At 65.5% G+C, this 15,342-nt stretch carries 18 protein-coding genes; 4 read left to right on the top strand and 14 right to left on the bottom strand.

Annotation, left to right across the window (positions count from 1 at the left end):
- Positions 1–34 precede the first annotated feature (34 nt).
- Entirely contained in the window at positions 35–2,359 is a 2,325-nt protein-coding gene (locus IFT65_RS11065; RefSeq protein WP_192081474.1) for a catecholate siderophore receptor Fiu, read from the bottom strand.
- Between the two features lie 118 nt (positions 2,360–2,477).
- Complete coding sequence (locus tag IFT65_RS11060) at positions 2,478–2,873, bottom strand: hypothetical protein (RefSeq protein WP_192081473.1); 396 nt, start codon at positions 2,871–2,873, stop codon at positions 2,478–2,480.
- Between the two features lie 436 nt (positions 2,874–3,309).
- On the opposite strand from IFT65_RS11060, the gene IFT65_RS11055 reads away from it, so the two are divergent.
- The gene (locus IFT65_RS11055; protein WP_192081472.1) at positions 3,310–4,353 is read left to right on the top strand and encodes an NAD/NADP octopine/nopaline dehydrogenase family protein; all 1,044 of its coding nucleotides are present in this window, start codon (positions 3,310–3,312) and stop codon (positions 4,351–4,353) included.
- Here IFT65_RS11055 and IFT65_RS11050 read toward each other — a convergent pair.
- Genes IFT65_RS11050 through IFT65_RS11015 form a run of 8 tightly spaced genes read right to left on the bottom strand, consistent with a single transcriptional unit; the run spans position 4,350 to position 10,956 of the window.
- Positions 4,350–4,682 (bottom strand): non-heme iron oxygenase ferredoxin subunit, encoded by a 333-nt coding sequence (locus tag IFT65_RS11050; protein WP_192081471.1) that lies wholly within the window; start codon positions 4,680–4,682, stop codon positions 4,350–4,352. The two genes, IFT65_RS11055 and IFT65_RS11050, sit on opposite strands and share 4 nt — an antisense overlap.
- A complete protein-coding gene (locus IFT65_RS11045; protein WP_192081470.1) occupies positions 4,679–5,218 on the bottom strand; it encodes a GNAT family N-acetyltransferase in 540 nt (179 codons plus the stop codon). The genes IFT65_RS11050 and IFT65_RS11045 overlap by 4 nt, the downstream gene beginning before the upstream one ends.
- Before the next feature lie 59 nt (positions 5,219–5,277).
- Positions 5,278–6,534 (bottom strand): cysteine desulfurase, encoded by a 1,257-nt coding sequence (locus IFT65_RS11040; protein ID WP_192081469.1) that lies wholly within the window; start codon positions 6,532–6,534, stop codon positions 5,278–5,280.
- Complete coding sequence (sufD, locus tag IFT65_RS11035; RefSeq protein WP_192081468.1) at positions 6,531–7,793, bottom strand: Fe-S cluster assembly protein SufD; 1,263 nt, start codon at positions 7,791–7,793, stop codon at positions 6,531–6,533. Before sufD ends, IFT65_RS11040 begins: the two co-directional genes overlap by 4 nt.
- Complete coding sequence (gene sufC, locus IFT65_RS11030; protein ID WP_188326425.1) at positions 7,793–8,557, bottom strand: Fe-S cluster assembly ATPase SufC; 765 nt, start codon at positions 8,555–8,557, stop codon at positions 7,793–7,795. Before sufC ends, sufD begins: the two co-directional genes overlap by 1 nt.
- A gap of 44 nt (positions 8,558–8,601) precedes the next feature.
- Positions 8,602–9,012: a lysozyme inhibitor LprI family protein gene (locus IFT65_RS11025; RefSeq protein WP_197974090.1), complete on the bottom strand. Its 411-nt coding sequence runs from the start codon at positions 9,010–9,012 to the stop codon at positions 8,602–8,604.
- Complete coding sequence (gene sufB, locus IFT65_RS11020) at positions 9,009–10,484, bottom strand: Fe-S cluster assembly protein SufB (RefSeq protein ID WP_192081467.1); 1,476 nt, start codon at positions 10,482–10,484, stop codon at positions 9,009–9,011. The genes IFT65_RS11025 and sufB overlap by 4 nt, the downstream gene beginning before the upstream one ends.
- 16 nt (positions 10,485–10,500) lie before the next feature.
- Positions 10,501–10,956, bottom strand: coding sequence for an SUF system Fe-S cluster assembly regulator (locus IFT65_RS11015; RefSeq protein ID WP_188326427.1), 456 nt, complete (start codon positions 10,954–10,956; stop codon positions 10,501–10,503).
- Positions 10,957–11,150: 194 nt separating this feature from the next.
- On the opposite strand from IFT65_RS11015, the gene IFT65_RS11010 reads away from it, so the two are divergent.
- Positions 11,151–11,618, top strand: coding sequence for an SET domain-containing protein-lysine N-methyltransferase (locus tag IFT65_RS11010; protein ID WP_188326428.1), 468 nt, complete (start codon positions 11,151–11,153; stop codon positions 11,616–11,618).
- Between the two features lie 84 nt (positions 11,619–11,702).
- Entirely contained in the window at positions 11,703–12,245 is a 543-nt protein-coding gene (locus IFT65_RS11005; RefSeq protein WP_188326429.1) for a type 1 glutamine amidotransferase domain-containing protein, read from the top strand.
- A gap of 53 nt (positions 12,246–12,298) precedes the next feature.
- Here IFT65_RS11005 and IFT65_RS11000 read toward each other — a convergent pair whose 3' ends face one another.
- The 4 genes from IFT65_RS11000 to IFT65_RS10985 form a co-directional block, all read right to left on the bottom strand.
- Positions 12,299–12,895, bottom strand: coding sequence for a DUF1439 domain-containing protein (locus tag IFT65_RS11000; RefSeq protein ID WP_192081466.1), 597 nt, complete (start codon positions 12,893–12,895; stop codon positions 12,299–12,301).
- A gap of 72 nt (positions 12,896–12,967) precedes the next feature.
- Complete coding sequence (locus IFT65_RS10995; RefSeq protein WP_192081465.1) at positions 12,968–13,507, bottom strand: hypothetical protein; 540 nt, start codon at positions 13,505–13,507, stop codon at positions 12,968–12,970.
- A gap of 46 nt (positions 13,508–13,553) precedes the next feature.
- Positions 13,554–13,862 (bottom strand): DUF3861 family protein, encoded by a 309-nt coding sequence (locus IFT65_RS10990; protein WP_188326432.1) that lies wholly within the window; start codon positions 13,860–13,862, stop codon positions 13,554–13,556.
- 267 nt (positions 13,863–14,129) lie between these two features.
- Complete coding sequence (locus IFT65_RS10985) at positions 14,130–14,528, bottom strand: HU family DNA-binding protein (protein WP_188326433.1); 399 nt, start codon at positions 14,526–14,528, stop codon at positions 14,130–14,132.
- A gap of 347 nt (positions 14,529–14,875) precedes the next feature.
- Between IFT65_RS10985 and IFT65_RS10980 the strand changes: the two genes are divergently transcribed.
- Complete coding sequence (locus IFT65_RS10980) at positions 14,876–15,310, top strand: OsmC family protein (RefSeq protein ID WP_192081464.1); 435 nt, start codon at positions 14,876–14,878, stop codon at positions 15,308–15,310.
- Positions 15,311–15,342: the final 32 nt, after the last annotated feature.

The raw sequence follows: 15,342 nt of genomic DNA, 5'->3' as shown, positions 1-15,342 counted from the left end.
CGCGGGCCGCTGCGTACGGCCCGCGCCTGACGGCTCAGAAACGGATGTCCGCGCTCAGCAGGAACGTGCGCGGTGCACCCGGTGTGTAACGGTACCCGCTCTTGTTGATCGCAGCCACGTACTGCTTGTCGAACACGTTGTAGGCGTTCAAGCGCAGCACCAGGAAGTCGCTGACCGGGTAGGACAGCACCGCGTCATATACGGTGTAGGACTTGGTGAAGGCTGGCGTGCCCACCGCCCCGTCCGTGCCGCGATGCATCGCGCTGCTGTAACGCAGGCCACCGCCAACGGTCAGGCCGAACGGGAGCTGATACGTGCTCCAGGCCGTGAAGGCATCATCGGGTGTGTAGGTCAGGTTGCTTGTGCCATCGGCTGCAACGTTCGCCCCCTCCTTCACTTCGGTGTCCAGATGGCTGTAGCCGGCTGACAGCGACCAGTTGTCGGTCAGCCGGCCCACGGCCGACAGTTCAACGCCCCGCACGCGCTTGCTGCCGGTCTGGGTCGGGTTGCCCGCATCGTCCAGCACCTGCGTGTTGATTTCATTCTCCACATCGGTCTGGAAGATCGCCATGTTGAACGCCAGTGCATCGTCGAGGAACGCCCACTTGCTGCCGACTTCGAACGTCTTCGCTTCCTGCGGATCCAGGCGCGGATTGTCCAGGCTGCTGGCCGAACTGCTGAGGGCGAAATTGCTGCCGCCCGGCGGCTGCTGCGACAGCGCGTAGTTCGCGTACACGCTTGCCGCATCGCCCACCTTGTACAGCGCGCCGAGCTTCCAGTTGAGCAACGTGTCCGAGGCTTTCAGGGTGGGCACGCCCAGCACCGTACCTGCCGGGTTGCTGCCACAGGCGGGGCCCGCGCGGCCACCGCAGACCACGGCGCTGACGTACTCCGTGTCGTAGTGATCCGCGCGCACGCCAGCCGTCAACAGCAGGCTTTCGCCGAAGTGCAGCGTGTCGAACAGATACACCGAGGAGGTGGTGGTCTTGCCGTGCGCATCGGCACCGTTGTGTGCCCAGCTCAGTCCCCCCACGTTCCAGTCCGGGTCATACAGATTCGCCGCCGGCCAACTGCTGCCGGCGGTGACGGCCTGGCCGAAGCTGTCCATTTCTTCGCGGGTGAACTCCACGCCGGTGCTGAGGTTGTGCGCGATGGCGCCGGTGGCGAAGTCGGCGCGCAGGTTGAGCTGGTCGGTCAGCAACGTGTTGCGCTGGTCCTTCAACGTGGGCAGGCTGCGGGCGATGGTGTACGTGGACAGGTCGTTGCGGTCGGTATAGCGGATGTTTCCGCTCGGCGCTCCGTTGGTGCCGCGCGTGCCGGTGCCCATGAACGCGGTGAGCAGGTAATCCTGTTCGGTGCGGCCCCAGCGCGCGGTGTTGGTCAGGCGCACGGCGTCGTTGAAGTCGTGTTCGATGCGGAACGTGGCCATCTTCGCGGTGACCTCGTCATGGTCCGCGCGCGTGCCGTAGAAGTTCTGCGGATCCACCGGGCGGCCAGCCAGGGCCTCCAGCGTGGGTTGCGGGCTCCAGCCGGGCAGGCCAACGGTAGGCACGCCGCCGTCGGGTACGTTGTCCTGGTCCACGTAGAGCAGGTTCAGCACGTAGCGGGTGTCCGTCCCCAGGCCGAATGCCAGCGACGGCGCAATGCCCCAGCGCGAGGTGTTCACGTGGTCGCGGCCGGGCTGGTCGCTGTCCTGCCACACGGCATTCAGGCGCAGCGCACTGGTCGCCCCCAGCGACTGGTTCCAGTCGGCGGTGGCGCGGCGTTGCTGGTCACTGCCCAGGCTGGCGGTGCCGGATACTTCATCATGCAGGGTGGCCTGCTTGCTTACCATGTTGATCGCACCGGTCGGTGCCGAACGCCCGTTGTCGGTGCCGGCCGGACCCTTGGTGATCTCCACCTGTTCGGTGTTGAAGACATCGCGGGAGATGGAGCCCAGGTCGCGCACGCCGTCGACGAACAGGCTGCTGGAGGTATCGAAGCCCCGCATGTACAGCGCATCACCGGTGGCGGTGTTGCCGTTCTCGCCGACGAAAAAGGTGCCCACGCCCGGGCTGTTGCGCAGCGCTTCGGTCAGGGTGGTGGCGCCCTGCTGGTTGAACAGGTCCGCGGTGATCACCTGGATGGTCTGTGGCGTGTCCTGCAGGGACTGGGTGAACTTCGGCGAGGCGACTTTGTCGGCCTTGTAGCCGCGCGTGGCGTGCACATCGACCTTGTCCAGCGTGCGTGCGCCGTCGTTGTCATCGGCGAAGGCAAGCGAGGGCAGGGCGGCCAGGCCAAGCCCCGCGGCCAGACTGGCGGTGGCCAGCGGCAGGCGACGGAACGGGGCGGCATGCTTGCGGCTCTTGATCGGATTCATGGGCAGGGCTTCGGTAATGGCGGGGTAGCTACCCGCCAGGTCACAACAGGGCTGCGCCTGGCCAACGGCCGGCGGCGTGCAGATGGGGGATTGCGCCAAAGCCCGCGGGCGACGGCGGTCAGGTGGCGCGCGGAGGCGCCTGACCCAGCGGACGACGCGGCCGTTGCGCGTGGAACGCCAGCGCCTCGACCGGTGCCTGCGTTTTGGCTGCCGCACGTGCGAACAATGCCGTGGGGGCGACCGGCTTCATGCTCGGCGGCGTGCTGCGGCCGGGTTCCGGTTCGGCTTCGGTCGCCCTCATGGCCTGCTCGAAGGGCACGCCTGGATGGGGGGCCGGGACGCCCGACTGTAGGTCAGCGCGATGACCACCCATGCGCTCCGGGGCCACATCGGCACCGACAAGCTGCCAGAGCAGCAGCACCATCAGCACCGCCCACGCCACCGTTCCACGACCCGGAAGGCCGACGGTAGGGGTGAGACGTGGCGGGCTACCATTCACGAAGGACGGATCCATGGGCACTCTGTCGCGAATCGTAGCAGTAATGCGAACCATTCGCATGCATTGCAGTTGCGTGTTGGGAAGGCGATCACAGCGCCGGACTGCGATTCCCAAGGAGGGCTTGCGCGTGGCAGGCGTCACGCGCGATCCCGTGTGTCAGAACTTTTGCGGGGATCTGCGGGGTCGCCGCGACTGAGCGTGGGAGTAACCCTGTCGAGGCATCAGAATTTCTCTCGTGAACCGAGGTTTTGATAGACCCCGGCGATGACGGGAATGATGGGCGGCAAAGCACTGAATACTGCGAACGTCGACGCAATCTCCCCGCACCTTACGGCATAGGCTCAGCACCCCTCGATCTGAGTGTGTTCCAATGCCGACGTTTTCTCCCGATCGACCCGTTGTATCTGCCAGCACGATCTCCATCCTCGGAGCGGGCCATTGTGGATGTGCGATGGCGGCCGACCTCATGGCGCGTGGCTTCGATGTGCTGCTGCATGCGCACCCGCACCATCGCCGCGTGCTGGATGCGATCAGTAAGGGGGGCGGCCTGCAGGCAACCGGCCTCGTGACAGGCCGATTCCTGCCGCGCCTTACGACGTGTCTCGTCGAGACGCTCGAATTCTCGACGACGGTGGTCGTGGCTCTACCGGCAAGTGCGCACGATGGACTGATCGCAGCGCTCGCTGGTCATGATTTGCGGTCGCATTGCCTGATCGGCATAAATGGCAACTTCTTCGTTCTTGGCGCTGCGCGCGTGGTCTCTGCCGGACTTGTCGTAGAGACGAGTACGTCGCCGTTCGCGGCCCGCGTGCGCGGAAACGTCGTCAACCTCAGGGGACGGAAGGCCATGATGTGGGCAGGGGGACAGAGAATGCCCGATGTCCAGGAGAAAGCCCTCGTCCAGCGCATTTTCAGCATGCCGCTGGAGTGGATGTCGAGCGCGTTGGCGGTGGATCTATCCTGCGTCACCGGCGTCATGCACCCAGCGCCCATGTTGATGAACGCAGGGAGGATCGAGTCCACTGTCGAGGGATTCCTGTTCTATCGCGAAGGCATGACGCGCGCGGTCGGTAAGGTGATGCACGCGGTTGACGACGAACGCTGTGCGATCGCTGCCGCACTCGGATTGGCGCTTCCTTCTGCGCTCGGCATCATGAACCGGTATTACGGCCTGAGCCATGACAGCCTAAGCGGATTCGCCGCCCACAGCACGGTCCATAACGTCGAAAAGTCGGCGCCCACTTCGCTGGAGCATCGCTATCTCAGTCAGGACATCCCCTACGTACTTGCGCCTTGGGCGGCACTCGGCCAGCGCCTGGGTGTTCCGACTCCTACCATCGATGCGCTGATGCGACTCGCGTCATTGGCAACCGGTGGTCCGACAGCAGGACGCGGGCGCACGCTGGAGTCGATCGGGTTGGACCGCCTCACCGCACGCGAGCTCGGACGGCTCGCGCTCGGGGAGGCTGCCTGTTCGATGCAGCTCAGTGATTAGTCCCGGTCGTCCCGCGTCCAGACCGCGTCGTGCTCCCGCTTTACCGGGAACTTCGGTGCAGGGCTGTACGCGGGCGCACACAGGGCGCGTCCGTCGCGTACATCGAAGCGGGCACCGTGCAGCACGCATTCGATGCTGCCTTCGGCGGCATTGAACTCGCCGGAAGACAGCTCGAATTCTTCGTGCGTGCACTGGTCTTCCAGCGCATACAGCTCGCCGTCCAGGTTGAAGACCACGATGGGCGTACCGGTCACTTCATCGAAGACGGTCTTCATTTCCCCGGGCAGCAGGTCGTTGCTGGCACACACGAAGGTCCAGGCATCGCTCATCGCGGCAGCCCCGACAGGTGTTTTTCCAGGATCTCGAACTGCAGGTCATCGCGCTTGGGGATGCCGAAGCGTTCGTCGCCGTAGGGGAAGGGCTTCTTGATGCCCGTACGGACGTAGCCGCGGCGTTCGTAGAACGCGATCAGCTCCTCGCGGATGTCGATTACCGTCATCAGCATGCTGGACAGTCCCCACGCGCGGACACCGTACGCCTCTGCCTCGGCAATGAGCTGCTTGCCCAGGCCGCTGCCCTGCTGGGTGGGATCAACGGCGAACATGCCGAAGTACCCGTGCTCGCCGCCATCGGCGACGTGGGCGCAGGCCAGCAGGTGGCCATCGCGTTCGGCGAGCAGGATGGTGGAACGGGCGCGGGCGATATCTGCCTGCAGACCCTCTGCATCGATACGGGCGCCGTCCAGGATGTCCGCTTCGGTGGTCCATCCTGCCCGGCTGGCGTCGCCCCGGTAGGCCGAGGTGACGAGGGCGATAAGGGCGGGAATGTCGGCCGGCGTGGCGGCGCGGAAGGTCAGCGTACTCATGCCGCCATTGTAGCGCCGAGCCATGCTCGGCGGCATTTGCCTCACCACGGCTATGCAGCTCAGCCCAACAGCTTGCGGACCTTGTTCAGTGCCACCACGAAGCGTTCGACTTCGTCATGCGTGTTGTAGAACGCCAGCGATGCGCGGCAGGTGGCCGCCACGCCGTAGTACTGCAGCAGCGGATGGGCACAATGCTGTCCGGACCGGATCGCCATGCCTTCCAGGTCGAGCAGGGTGGCCAGGTCATGTGCATGGGCGCCTTCGATCAGGAAGGACACCACCGCCGCCTTGTCCGGCGTGGTGCCGAAGATGCGCAGGCCGTCGATCTTCTGCAGCTCCTCGGTGAAATGCGCCAGCAGCTCCGCCTCGCGCGCTTCCACATGGGCAAGTCCGAGCGATTCCAGGTAGTCCACCGCCACGCCCAGGCCGATGAAGCCGGCGATGTTCGGGGTGCCGGCTTCGAACTTGTGCGGGGCCTCGTTGAACACGGTGCCCTCGAAGCTGACTTCCTTGATCATCTCGCCGCCGCCGAGGAACGGGGGCATTGCGTCCAGGTGCTCGCGACGCGCCCAGAGTGCGCCGGTCCCGGTCGGGCCGCACATCTTGTGGCCGGTGATGGCGTAGAAATCACAGCCGATCGCCGTCACGTCCACCTTGCGATGCGGTACGGCCTGCGAGCCATCCACCACGGTGACGATGCCGCGCTTGCGGGCTTCGCGGCAGATCTCACGCACGGGGTTCACGGTGCCCAGCACATTGGACACATGGGCGATGGCGAGCAGCTTGACCTCGGGGGTCATTGCCTTGCGCAGCGCCTCCAGGTCGATCGCACCTGCGGGCGTGATCTCGGCCACGCGGACCGTTGCACCGGTCCGCTCGGCGACAAGCTGCCACGGCACGATGTTGGCGTGATGCTCCATGCGCGACACCAGGATCACGTCACCGGCCTTCAACCGTGGCAGGGCCCAGGAATAGGCCACCAGGTTCAGCGCGAAGGTGGTGCCGCTGCAGAGCACCAGTTCGCTGGCGCGCACATTGAGGAAACGCGCCAGCTTGTCGCGCGCGCCCTCGTAGGCATCGGTGGCCTCGGTGCCCAGGGCATGCACCGCCCGGCTGACGTTGGCGTTGTAGCGCCGGTAGAACTCATCCACCGCGCCGATCACCTGCACCGGCTTCTGGCCGGTGTTGGCGTTGTCGAAATAGACCAGTGGCTTGCCGTGAACCTCGCGCATCAGCAGCGGGAAGTCCTGCCGCACGCGGTCCCAGTCCGGCGCGGTAGCGGTGTCAGCCTGCGGACGCGGGGTGGTCAGGTTCATGCCACGCCTGCCTCGACCAGTGCGCGGTCCAAACGGCGGCCGAGCTGCTCGCGCAGCGCATCGGGCAGCACCTTCAACGGCTCGTGGCAGAACGCGGCGCTGAGCAGGGCCTTGGCTTCCTCTGCAGGCAAGCCGCGCGAGCGCAGGTAGAACAGCGCGTTGGCATCGAGCTGGCCGACGGTGGCGCCGTGGGCGGCCTTCACTTCTTCCGCATCGATCACCAGCGTCGGCTGGCTGTCGATCTCGGCGTCGGCGGACAGCAGCAGGTTCTTGTTGGACAGGTTGGCGTCGGTGCCATCGGCGCCTTCGCGGATGTGGATGCCGCCATGGAACACCACACGGCTGCGGTTGGCGGCCACGCCGCGCCACAGCAGTTCGCAGTTGGTGTCGCGCGCGATGTGCTCGATGCCCAGGCGGGTGTCGACATGGCGACGACCGGTCCCCAGCAGCACGCCGTTGGCGGTCAGGTGCGCGTTGTTGCCTTCCAGGCGCACGTTGAGCTCATGACGGCTCAGTGCGGCACCCAGTTCCAGGTCCACGCGGTGATACTGCGCATCGCGTGCGAGTACGGCATCGGTGCGCAGGAAGCTGGTCTGCCGCGCGCTGCCGGCCTGCACCCGGGCGTGCTTGAGCACCGCGTCCTGGGCCAGGTGGACATGCACCACGCTGTTGTCCAGATGGGCGCTGTCGCCGACCTGCAGATGGTGTTCAACGATACCCAGCTGTGCGCCGGCGCGCAGCTCGATCAGCGTGCGATGGTGCCAGGCCAGGTCGGTGTCTGCGGCCACGCTGGCGAACACCAGCTGCACCGGGACATCGAGCTGCACGCCGTCGTCCACGCGCAGCACGACGCCTTCATCGGCCAGCGCGCCGTTCAGGCGGGCAAAGATTTCGTCGCTGCGCTCGTAACGGCGGCCAAGGAAGCGCGCGCTGTCTTCGCCAGCGGCCAAGGCAGCCGACAGCGGTTCCAGCACCACGCCGGCCGGCAGCCCGTGCGTGTCACTCAGTCCGTCATGCAGGCGGCCGTTGACGAAGACCAGGCGCGGCGCCGGGATGTCGTCCAGCAGTGCCACGTCCAGTGCCGGCGGCACGGCAGGCGCGGCGCTGAAACTGCGGCGCTCCAACTGGCGCAACGAGGTGTATTTCCACGCTTCGGTGCGCGGGCCGGGCAGCCCGTCATGCAGCGCGGCATCCAGCACCTCGCGGCGCGCAGCGCTGCCGCTGAAGGTGGCAGCCAGTGAATCCAGCAGTGCGCTCATCAGACCGCCGCCTCCGGCACCACGCGATTCTTCAGGAAGTCGTACCCGTGCTCTTCCAGCTGCAGGGCCAGCTCCGGGCCACCGGACTGGACGATGCGGCCGTCCGCCAGCACATGCACGAAGTCCGGCTTGATGTAATCGAGCAGGCGCTGGTAATGGGTGATGACCAGGAACGAGCGCTCCGGGCTGCGCAGCGCATTGACGCCGTCGGCCACGCTCTTCAGCGCATCGATGTCCAGGCCCGAATCGGTCTCGTCCAGGATCGCCAGCTTCGGCTCCAGCACGGCCAGCTGGAAGATCTCGTTGCGCTTCTTTTCGCCGCCGGAGAAGCCTTCGTTGACGCCGCGGTGCAGCAGCTCATCCTTCAGGTGCAGCACGGCGAGCTTCTGCCGCACCAGCTTGAGGAACTGCATCGAATCCAGCTCGTCCTGCCCGCGCGCACGGCGCTGGGCATTCAGCGCGGCGCGCAGGAAATAGGTGTTGTTGACGCCGGGGATTTCCACCGGGTACTGGAAGGCCAGGAACAGGCCGGCGGCGGCGCGCTCTTCGGGCGACAGCTGCAGCAGGTCGGCGTCTTCGAAGCGCACGCTGCCTTCGCTGACGTCATAGCCTTCGCGACCGGACAGCACATTGCCCAGGGTGGACTTGCCGGCGCCGTTGGGACCCATGATGGCGTGCACCTGGCCGGGCTTCACGTCCAGCGACAGGCCCTTGAGGATTTCCTTGTCGCCGATGCGTGCGTGGAGGTTGTCGATCTTCAGCATGTCGATAATCGTCTTGTCAGATAGGGGGCTGGAGGCAGCGCGACTCAGAGGTCGTATTCGCTGCGCTCGAGGAATTCTTTACGCAGGTAGGCGGTACGCGCACGGGTCAGCGCCGCCTTGGCGTCGGAGTACAGCATCGGGTACATCGAGCCGTACAGGAAACGCGGGTTTTCGTCGGCACCCACGGGGTAGCGCGCTTCCAGGTCGGCATCGCGCAGCTGGATCCACACCCGCTGGGCGGCTTTCATCTTCGCCAGCGCCACGGGTTCGTTGGCCAGCTTGGCCAGGATCTGCCGATACGCGGCATTCAATTCGTCGTCTGCCTGCTTGAATTCGCGGTCCGCGCAGGCATTGAGCTCAAGCTGGCTGCCGCCCGGATCGCACGCCACCGGTTGCGCGGCCGCAGGTGCCGCTGCGCCCAGCAGCAGGCACAGACTGATCAGGACACGGATCATCCGACTGAACCTTCCAGCGACACGTCCAGCAGCTTCTTGGCTTCGACGGCGAACTCCATGGGCAGTTCGCGGAACACCTGCTTGCAGAAGCCGTCGACGATCAGCGATACCGCGTCTTCCTGGCTGATGCCTCGCGCCCGGCAATAGAACAGCTGGTCGTCGGAGATTTTCGAGGTGGTGGCCTCGTGCTCGACCGTCGCGCCCGGATTCTTGACCTCGATGTACGGGAAGGTATGGGCACCGCACTTCTTGCCGATCAGCAGCGAATCGCACTGGGTGTAGTTGCGTGCCCCGTCAGCGCCGCGCTCGATCTTGACCAGCCCGCGGTAGGTGTTCTGGCCGTGGCCGGCGCTGATGCCCTTGCTGATGATCTTGCTCTTGGTGCGCTTGCCGACGTGGATCATCTTGGTGCCGGTGTCAGCCTGCTGGCGATGGTGGGTCAGCGCCACGGAGTGGAACTCGCCGACCGAGTCGTCGCCCAGCAGCACGCAGGAAGGATACTTCCAGGTGATCGCCGAACCGGTTTCCACCTGCGTCCAGGTGACCTTGCTGCGGGCACCACGGCACTCGGCGCGCTTGGTCACGAAGTTGTAGATGCCGCCCACTCCGTTCTCATCACCCGGGTACCAGTTCTGCACCGTGGAGTATTTGATCTCGGCATCGTCCAGCGTCACCAGTTCCACCACGGCGGCATGCAGCTGGTTTTCGTCGCGCATCGGCGCGGTGCAGCCTTCCAGGTAGGACACGTAGGCCTGGTCTTCGCAGATGATCAGGGTGCGCTCGAACTGGCCGGTATGGCCCGCATTGATGCGGAAATAGGTGCTCAGCTCCATCGGGCAACGCACGCCCTTGGGGATGAACACGAAGCTGCCATCGGAGAACACGGCCGAGTTCAGTGCGGCGAAGTAGTTGTCACCCACCGGCACCACCGTGCCCAGGTACTGCCGCACCAGGTCCGGATACTCCTTGATGGCCTCGGACATCGAGCAGAAGATCACGCCTTTTTCAGCCAGCTCCTTGCGGAAGGTGGTGCCGACAGAGACCGAGTCGAACACCGCATCCACCGCCACGCCGGCCAGCCTGGCGCGCTCGTGCAGCGGCACGCCCAGCTTGTCGTAGGTATCGAGCAGCTCCTTCGGCACGTCGTCCAGCGAGGCATACTTCGGGCCCTTCGGCGCGGAGTAGTAGCTCAGGCCCTGCAGGTCGATCGGCGCGATCTTCAGCTTCGCCCAGTCCGGCATCGGCATGGTGAGGAAGTGGCGGTAGGCTTCAAGCCGCCACTGGGTCATCCACTCGGGCTCTTCCTTCTTCGCCGACAGGGCGCGGATGGTGTCCTCGTCCAGGCCCGGTGGCAGGGAGTCCGATTCGATGTCCGTGATGAAGCCGGCCGAATACTTGCGGCCGAGCTGCTCGTGGATCTCGCGGTTGGGCGTGTCGCCGGTGGCGACGGTGTCGATGATGTCGGTGGCCATGGGGGCTGCCTGTAAATCAGGAGACGACAGCGGCCGCGATGGCGCGGCGCTGGGAGTCGTCAACAAGGGGATGAGGGGAGAGAATCTGGGCGAGCGTGACCGCACGCAGTGCCTCGGACACCACGTCGTTGATCAGCCGCCAACTGCTGCGCGCACCGCATTTGGGGGCCATGCCGCACTGATGGTTGTCATGGCTGCATTCGGTCAGTGCCAGCGGCCCTTCCATTGCTTCCACGACCTCGAACAGTGAGATATCGCCCGGGGTGCGGGTGAGGCGGTAGCCGCCGCGCACGCCGCGCAGGCCTTCGACCAGCCCGGCCTGGGCCAACGGCTTGAGGACCTTGCTGACGGTGGGCGGTTCCAGACCTGTGAACTCGGCCAGTTCGGTCGCGCTGAGGACTTCGCTCGGACGGGCAGCGAGCACGGTCAGCACGACGGTGGCGTAATCGGTGAGCTTGGTGACGCGAAGCATGGGGTCTGCGGCTGTTCTGCAAAGCGGACCGAAATTGTACGCTTTTCTTCGCCGGCGTCCAAGTTGGACTGTAACCCCGCGATGGGCGCGTGGCTGCGGCGGGGCGCACGAATGGTGGGACATGGCCCGGATTTTGGCAATCACGAAGATTAAGGGAGAATCAACGTCCCACTGTCCACAACGCGCCCGCGCCCATGCCGAAGAAGATCAAAGCCCGCAAATCCGCCATCCATGGCAACGGCGTGTTCGCCATCGCACCGCTGAAGCAGGGGGAGCGGGTGATCCAGTACAAGGGCCTGCTGCGCAGCCATGCCGACGTGGACGCAGACGACAGTGGTGACGTGGAAAGCGGGCATACCTTCCTGTTCACGCTGAACGACGACTACGTGATCGATGCCAACTACAAAGGCAATGAGGCGCGCTGGATGAACCACAGTTGCGATCCCAACTGCGAAGCGTTGATCGAAGAAAGCGAGGAGGGCAATTCGCGTGAGGACAAAGTGTTCATCGAAGCCCTGCGTGACATCGCACCGGGCGAAGAGCTGGTCTACAACTACGGCATTACCCTGGCCGAGCGGCACACTGCGCGCCTGAAGAAGGTATGGGAATGCCGCTGCGGGTCGAAGAAGTGCACCGGCACGATGCTGCAGCCCAAGCGCTGATCCGCACGCGCCGTCCACATCCGTATCACTGCCGGAAAATGCGCCGGCGGTGATGCTGGGGCTCCATTTCCCAGGAGCATTCCCATGGCACAGCGTCTCGAAGGCAAGAAGGTCGCCATCCTCGCCACCCACGGGTTCGAGCAGTCCGAGCTGACCGAGCCGAAGAAGCTGCTCGAGGGCTGGGGTGCGAAGACCACGGTCGTGTCACCTGCCAAAGAAGACAGCATCAAGGGCTGGAAAGAAAAAGACTGGGGCGACGCGGTCAAGGTGGATCTGGCGCTGTCCGGCGCTGATGCCGGGGACTTCGACGCGCTGGTGCTGCCCGGCGGGCAGATGAATCCGGACGTGTTGCGCATCGAGAAGGACGCGTTGGCGTTCATCGAAGCATTCGCGAAAGCGGGCAAGCCGATCGCCGCCATCTGCCATGCCCCGTGGCTGCTGATCGACAGCGGCCTGGCGAAGGGCAAGCAGGTGACCTCGTGGCCGTCGGTGCGCCGCGACCTGGAGAATGCAGGCGCGCAGTGGCGCGATGCCGAGGTGGTGGTCGACGGGCAGCTGATCACCAGCCGCAAGCCGGACGACATCCCCGCCTTCAGCGAGGCCGTTGCCAAGGCGCTGGAAGGCTGATCGGAGAGCGTAGCGCCGAGCCCCATGCTCGGCGTTTTGCCATCCAACCAGGCTCAGCGCCCCAGCAGGCCCGCCGGCACCATCGTGCCGAGATCCTGGTTGAACGTGACCTGCAGGCGGCCGTCCTTCACTTGTGCCGACTGCACCTGCAAGGTGCCCAACAACCCGGCGACGGCCGGGTCGATCTTGTAGATCGGCTCGCGCTGCGCGTAGTCGGTCAGCCACGCATTGAGCAGCGAACGGGTGCGTGAGTCGAGCCGTGCACCCTGCTGCGCAGGCACGAAATCATCCATGCTCGGCTGCTGCAGGTGGAAACCCTGGGTCTGCTGGTCGTAGCGCAGCCCACTGCTCAGCTTGACCGTGCCGAGCTTGGCCGGCGCCCCACCGGCGGTGGCCAGTGCAACGTCCATGCCCAGGTTGAGGCGCTCACCGGCGGGCAGGCTCAGCTGTGGGTGGCTCATGGTCAGGGCGATCAAGCCGCCCAGTGCCTCCTGGGTGCGTGGGAAGCTGCTCTCCAGATACTCCTGCACATCGCCGGCGCCGACAGACAGCTGACGCCCGTCGATGGACGGGGCGGCCTGCGCGCCGATGGCGGCGGCAACCAGCACGGTGGCCGTGGCAAACCGGGTAAGCATGGGACGAAGACGCATGGTCGTGGCCAGAAAAGAGAAGGACAGGGGGAAAGATAGCCCGCTGCACTGAACGGCGCGTGGACAACGCGCTCAGTCGAGCACCGGCTGCAGGCTGGCCGAGTGGATCAACCAGGCGTTACGTGCAGTGTCGGGGACCAACCGGTACCAGCCGGTATAGCGGAGCGTGCCCGTCGATGTGACCGCACGTACCCGCACCGGTACTTCGATCAGATGGCTGGGCTGTTGCTGGTCGCGCGCCAGCGGCGACTGCGTGTCCACGCGCAGGGTGAGCACGTCGCGCAGCTCACGCAGGGCGGCATCATCGGCACGGCCGGGGGGCGGGGGCACCATCCACGCCGCATCGGCCGCCCTCGTATCGCGCTTCAGCAGCTGCACGGCATAGTCGCGCACCACCCCGCCCGGGTCCTGCGCGCTGGGCGGCAGCGCAGACAGCAGCGGCAGCGACACGGGCCGCACCGGCGCTGCGGAGGTCGCCTGCTGCGTGTCAGCGGCCTTGCTGGGGCTCTCGCTTTCACCGGGGCTTCGCGTCGGCGTGGGGTCGGCAACCCGCTGGCACGCGCACAGCAGGATCAGCATCGCGGGTACAGACCAGATAGCGCGCTTCGTCATTCCCGAGATCCCGGTTGGCCAGCGCACAGTCTAGACAGCGTAGAGCTCAGGCAGGGCGGTGCAGGGCATCCAGAATATCCAATGCGTCGCGCAGTGATCCGGCATGGGCGACAAGCGGGTGACCGGACTCATCGGCATGCCGGTCCAGCACATCGCGCAGGATCTGCGTGGCGACCAATACCGACGCGCGCTCATCTCCGCTGAAACCGGCCAGTCGCGGCGCGCGCTCCAGCTGGCGCATCCAGTCGTTCTGCGCACGGTGCTCCAGCTCGATGGTGCAGCGCCCGCTGCACTGGATGCCGTCCTTTTCAATCGGGGTGACAGTGAGGCGGTAGCGGGTGGAGGGGCTGGCCATGGCGGGCATCCGTTGGGGGGTGCGACCACCATAGGGCTGTCAGGACAGGGCGACGACCAAGCCGGCTGCACGCAGTGTTCCACCATCCCGCCAGCGGGCATCCGCGGAAGCGGTGCCAACCTTGCACGGCAAGGCCAACGAGGTGCAGCGCAGCGAAACGCGAGCCGGCGGCACACTGTGTTGCGCGGGGCCGCATCGCGGTCCACAACGACGAACGGGACAGCCTGAGCCGTCCCGTTCGCGGTGAAACCCGGTATGCCTACGCGATCAGAGCGCGGCGTCCTTGAGCTTCTTCAGCGGACGCACCTTCAGCTTGGTGGTGGCCGGCTTGGCAGCAAACCACTGCTCTTCCTTGGTGAAAGGGTTGATGCCCTTGCGCTTCGGCTTGGCGGCGACGCTGACGGTGGAGATCTTCAGCAGGCCCGGCAGGGTGAAGCTGCCAGCGCCCTTCTTGTGGACCGACGAGGCGACGGCGCTTTCCAGCGAGGCCAGTACAGCGCGGACATCCTTGGCGACAACGCCGGAGGCTTCCACGATGTGTGCAACCAGGCCCGACTTGGTCAGCACTTCCTTGATCGGCTTCGGCGCGGCCGGCTTGGCAGCTGCCTTGGTCGCGACTTTCTTTACTGCCTTCTTCGGGGCAGCCTTCTTAGCGGTCTTTGCCATGGTTTCCTGTTCCGTAAACGGTTGGTTGTGTGGTCATGCCGACCCCGTCGGCAAACGCAATGTAGGGCAACTACAAGGCGCCGCCAATAGGTTATACGCGGAAAAGCCTGCTTTTTTCGCGATCACTCGACCTTGGTCGGGGGGCGCTCAGCTGCACGCCGCATGCGCGGGACGGTGGAAGGCGTGGAATTTGCTCGGAAAAACCACGCTGCGCGGAAATCCGGCAGGGCGCGCAGCACGCGCACGCCGTTCGTCGGCGGACCTTCATCGTGGCGTTGCAGCAGCCGACGCTGCGCTAACGGCGCGGTGGGTAGGGTGGTCCCGAATCCAACCGAAGGAGTCATGCAATGGGCATTTCGCGCCACGCTACCGCGCACTGGGAAGGTGACCTGAAGACAGGCAAGGGACAATTGAGCACGCCGCAGAGTGGCTTGATGGACAAAACCCGTTATGCCTTCAGCAGCCGCTTCGGTGATGAGAAGGGCACCAACCCGGAAGAATTGATCGCTGCCGCACATGCAGGCTGCTTCACCATGGCCCTGTCGGCCAAACTGACCGAAGCGGGCTTTCCGCCGGCCTCGCTCGATACCGAAGCCAAAGTCGACCTGTCGATGGAAGGCGGGCCGCAGCTCTCCCAGATCACCTTGAAGGTCGAAGCCAAGGTGCCGGGGATCGAAGCGGAGAAGTTCCGTGCGATCGCCGAAGATGCCAAGCAGAACTGCCCGGTGTCGAAAGCACTGAGCGCTGTGCCGGTGACGTTGGACGCCAAGCTGCTCGACTGACTGATCAACGGGAGTGACGGCCGCTCGCTGTC

This window comes from Stenotrophomonas sp. CFBP 13725, assembly GCF_014841935.1.
Lineage (GTDB): Bacteria > Pseudomonadota > Gammaproteobacteria > Xanthomonadales > Xanthomonadaceae > Stenotrophomonas.
Note: the sequence above shows the minus strand (reverse complement) of the source record. Positions and strands in the feature narration are given on the sequence as shown.

Bases quoted from the DNA above. Each gene is read 5' to 3' on its own strand.
- IFT65_RS11065 (WP_192081474.1), bottom strand. From the start codon at position 2,359: ATGAATCCGATCAAGAGCCGCAAGCATGCCGCCCCGTTCCGTCGCCTG.
- IFT65_RS11060 (WP_192081473.1), bottom strand. From the start codon at position 2,873: ATGGATCCGTCCTTCGTGAATGGTAGCCCGCCACGTCTCACCCCTACC.
- IFT65_RS11055 (WP_192081472.1), top strand. From the start codon at position 3,310: ATGGCGGCCGACCTCATGGCGCGTGGCTTCGATGTGCTGCTGCATGCG.
- IFT65_RS11050 (WP_192081471.1), bottom strand. From the start codon at position 4,682: ATGAGCGATGCCTGGACCTTCGTGTGTGCCAGCAACGACCTGCTGCCC.
- IFT65_RS11045 (WP_192081470.1), bottom strand. From the start codon at position 5,218: ATGAGTACGCTGACCTTCCGCGCCGCCACGCCGGCCGACATTCCCGCC.
- IFT65_RS11040 (WP_192081469.1), bottom strand. From the start codon at position 6,534: ATGAACCTGACCACCCCGCGTCCGCAGGCTGACACCGCTACCGCGCCG.
- sufD (WP_192081468.1), bottom strand. From the start codon at position 7,793: ATGAGCGCACTGCTGGATTCACTGGCTGCCACCTTCAGCGGCAGCGCT.
- sufC (WP_188326425.1), bottom strand. From the start codon at position 8,557: ATGCTGAAGATCGACAACCTCCACGCACGCATCGGCGACAAGGAAATC.
- IFT65_RS11025 (WP_197974090.1), bottom strand. From the start codon at position 9,012: ATGATCCGTGTCCTGATCAGTCTGTGCCTGCTGCTGGGCGCAGCGGCA.
- sufB (WP_192081467.1), bottom strand. From the start codon at position 10,484: ATGGCCACCGACATCATCGACACCGTCGCCACCGGCGACACGCCCAAC.
- IFT65_RS11015 (WP_188326427.1), bottom strand. From the start codon at position 10,956: ATGCTTCGCGTCACCAAGCTCACCGATTACGCCACCGTCGTGCTGACC.
- IFT65_RS11010 (WP_188326428.1), top strand. From the start codon at position 11,151: ATGCCGAAGAAGATCAAAGCCCGCAAATCCGCCATCCATGGCAACGGC.
- IFT65_RS11005 (WP_188326429.1), top strand. From the start codon at position 11,703: ATGGCACAGCGTCTCGAAGGCAAGAAGGTCGCCATCCTCGCCACCCAC.
- IFT65_RS11000 (WP_192081466.1), bottom strand. From the start codon at position 12,895: ATGCGTCTTCGTCCCATGCTTACCCGGTTTGCCACGGCCACCGTGCTG.
- IFT65_RS10995 (WP_192081465.1), bottom strand. From the start codon at position 13,507: ATGACGAAGCGCGCTATCTGGTCTGTACCCGCGATGCTGATCCTGCTG.
- IFT65_RS10990 (WP_188326432.1), bottom strand. From the start codon at position 13,862: ATGGCCAGCCCCTCCACCCGCTACCGCCTCACTGTCACCCCGATTGAA.
- IFT65_RS10985 (WP_188326433.1), bottom strand. From the start codon at position 14,528: ATGGCAAAGACCGCTAAGAAGGCTGCCCCGAAGAAGGCAGTAAAGAAA.
- IFT65_RS10980 (WP_192081464.1), top strand. From the start codon at position 14,876: ATGGGCATTTCGCGCCACGCTACCGCGCACTGGGAAGGTGACCTGAAG.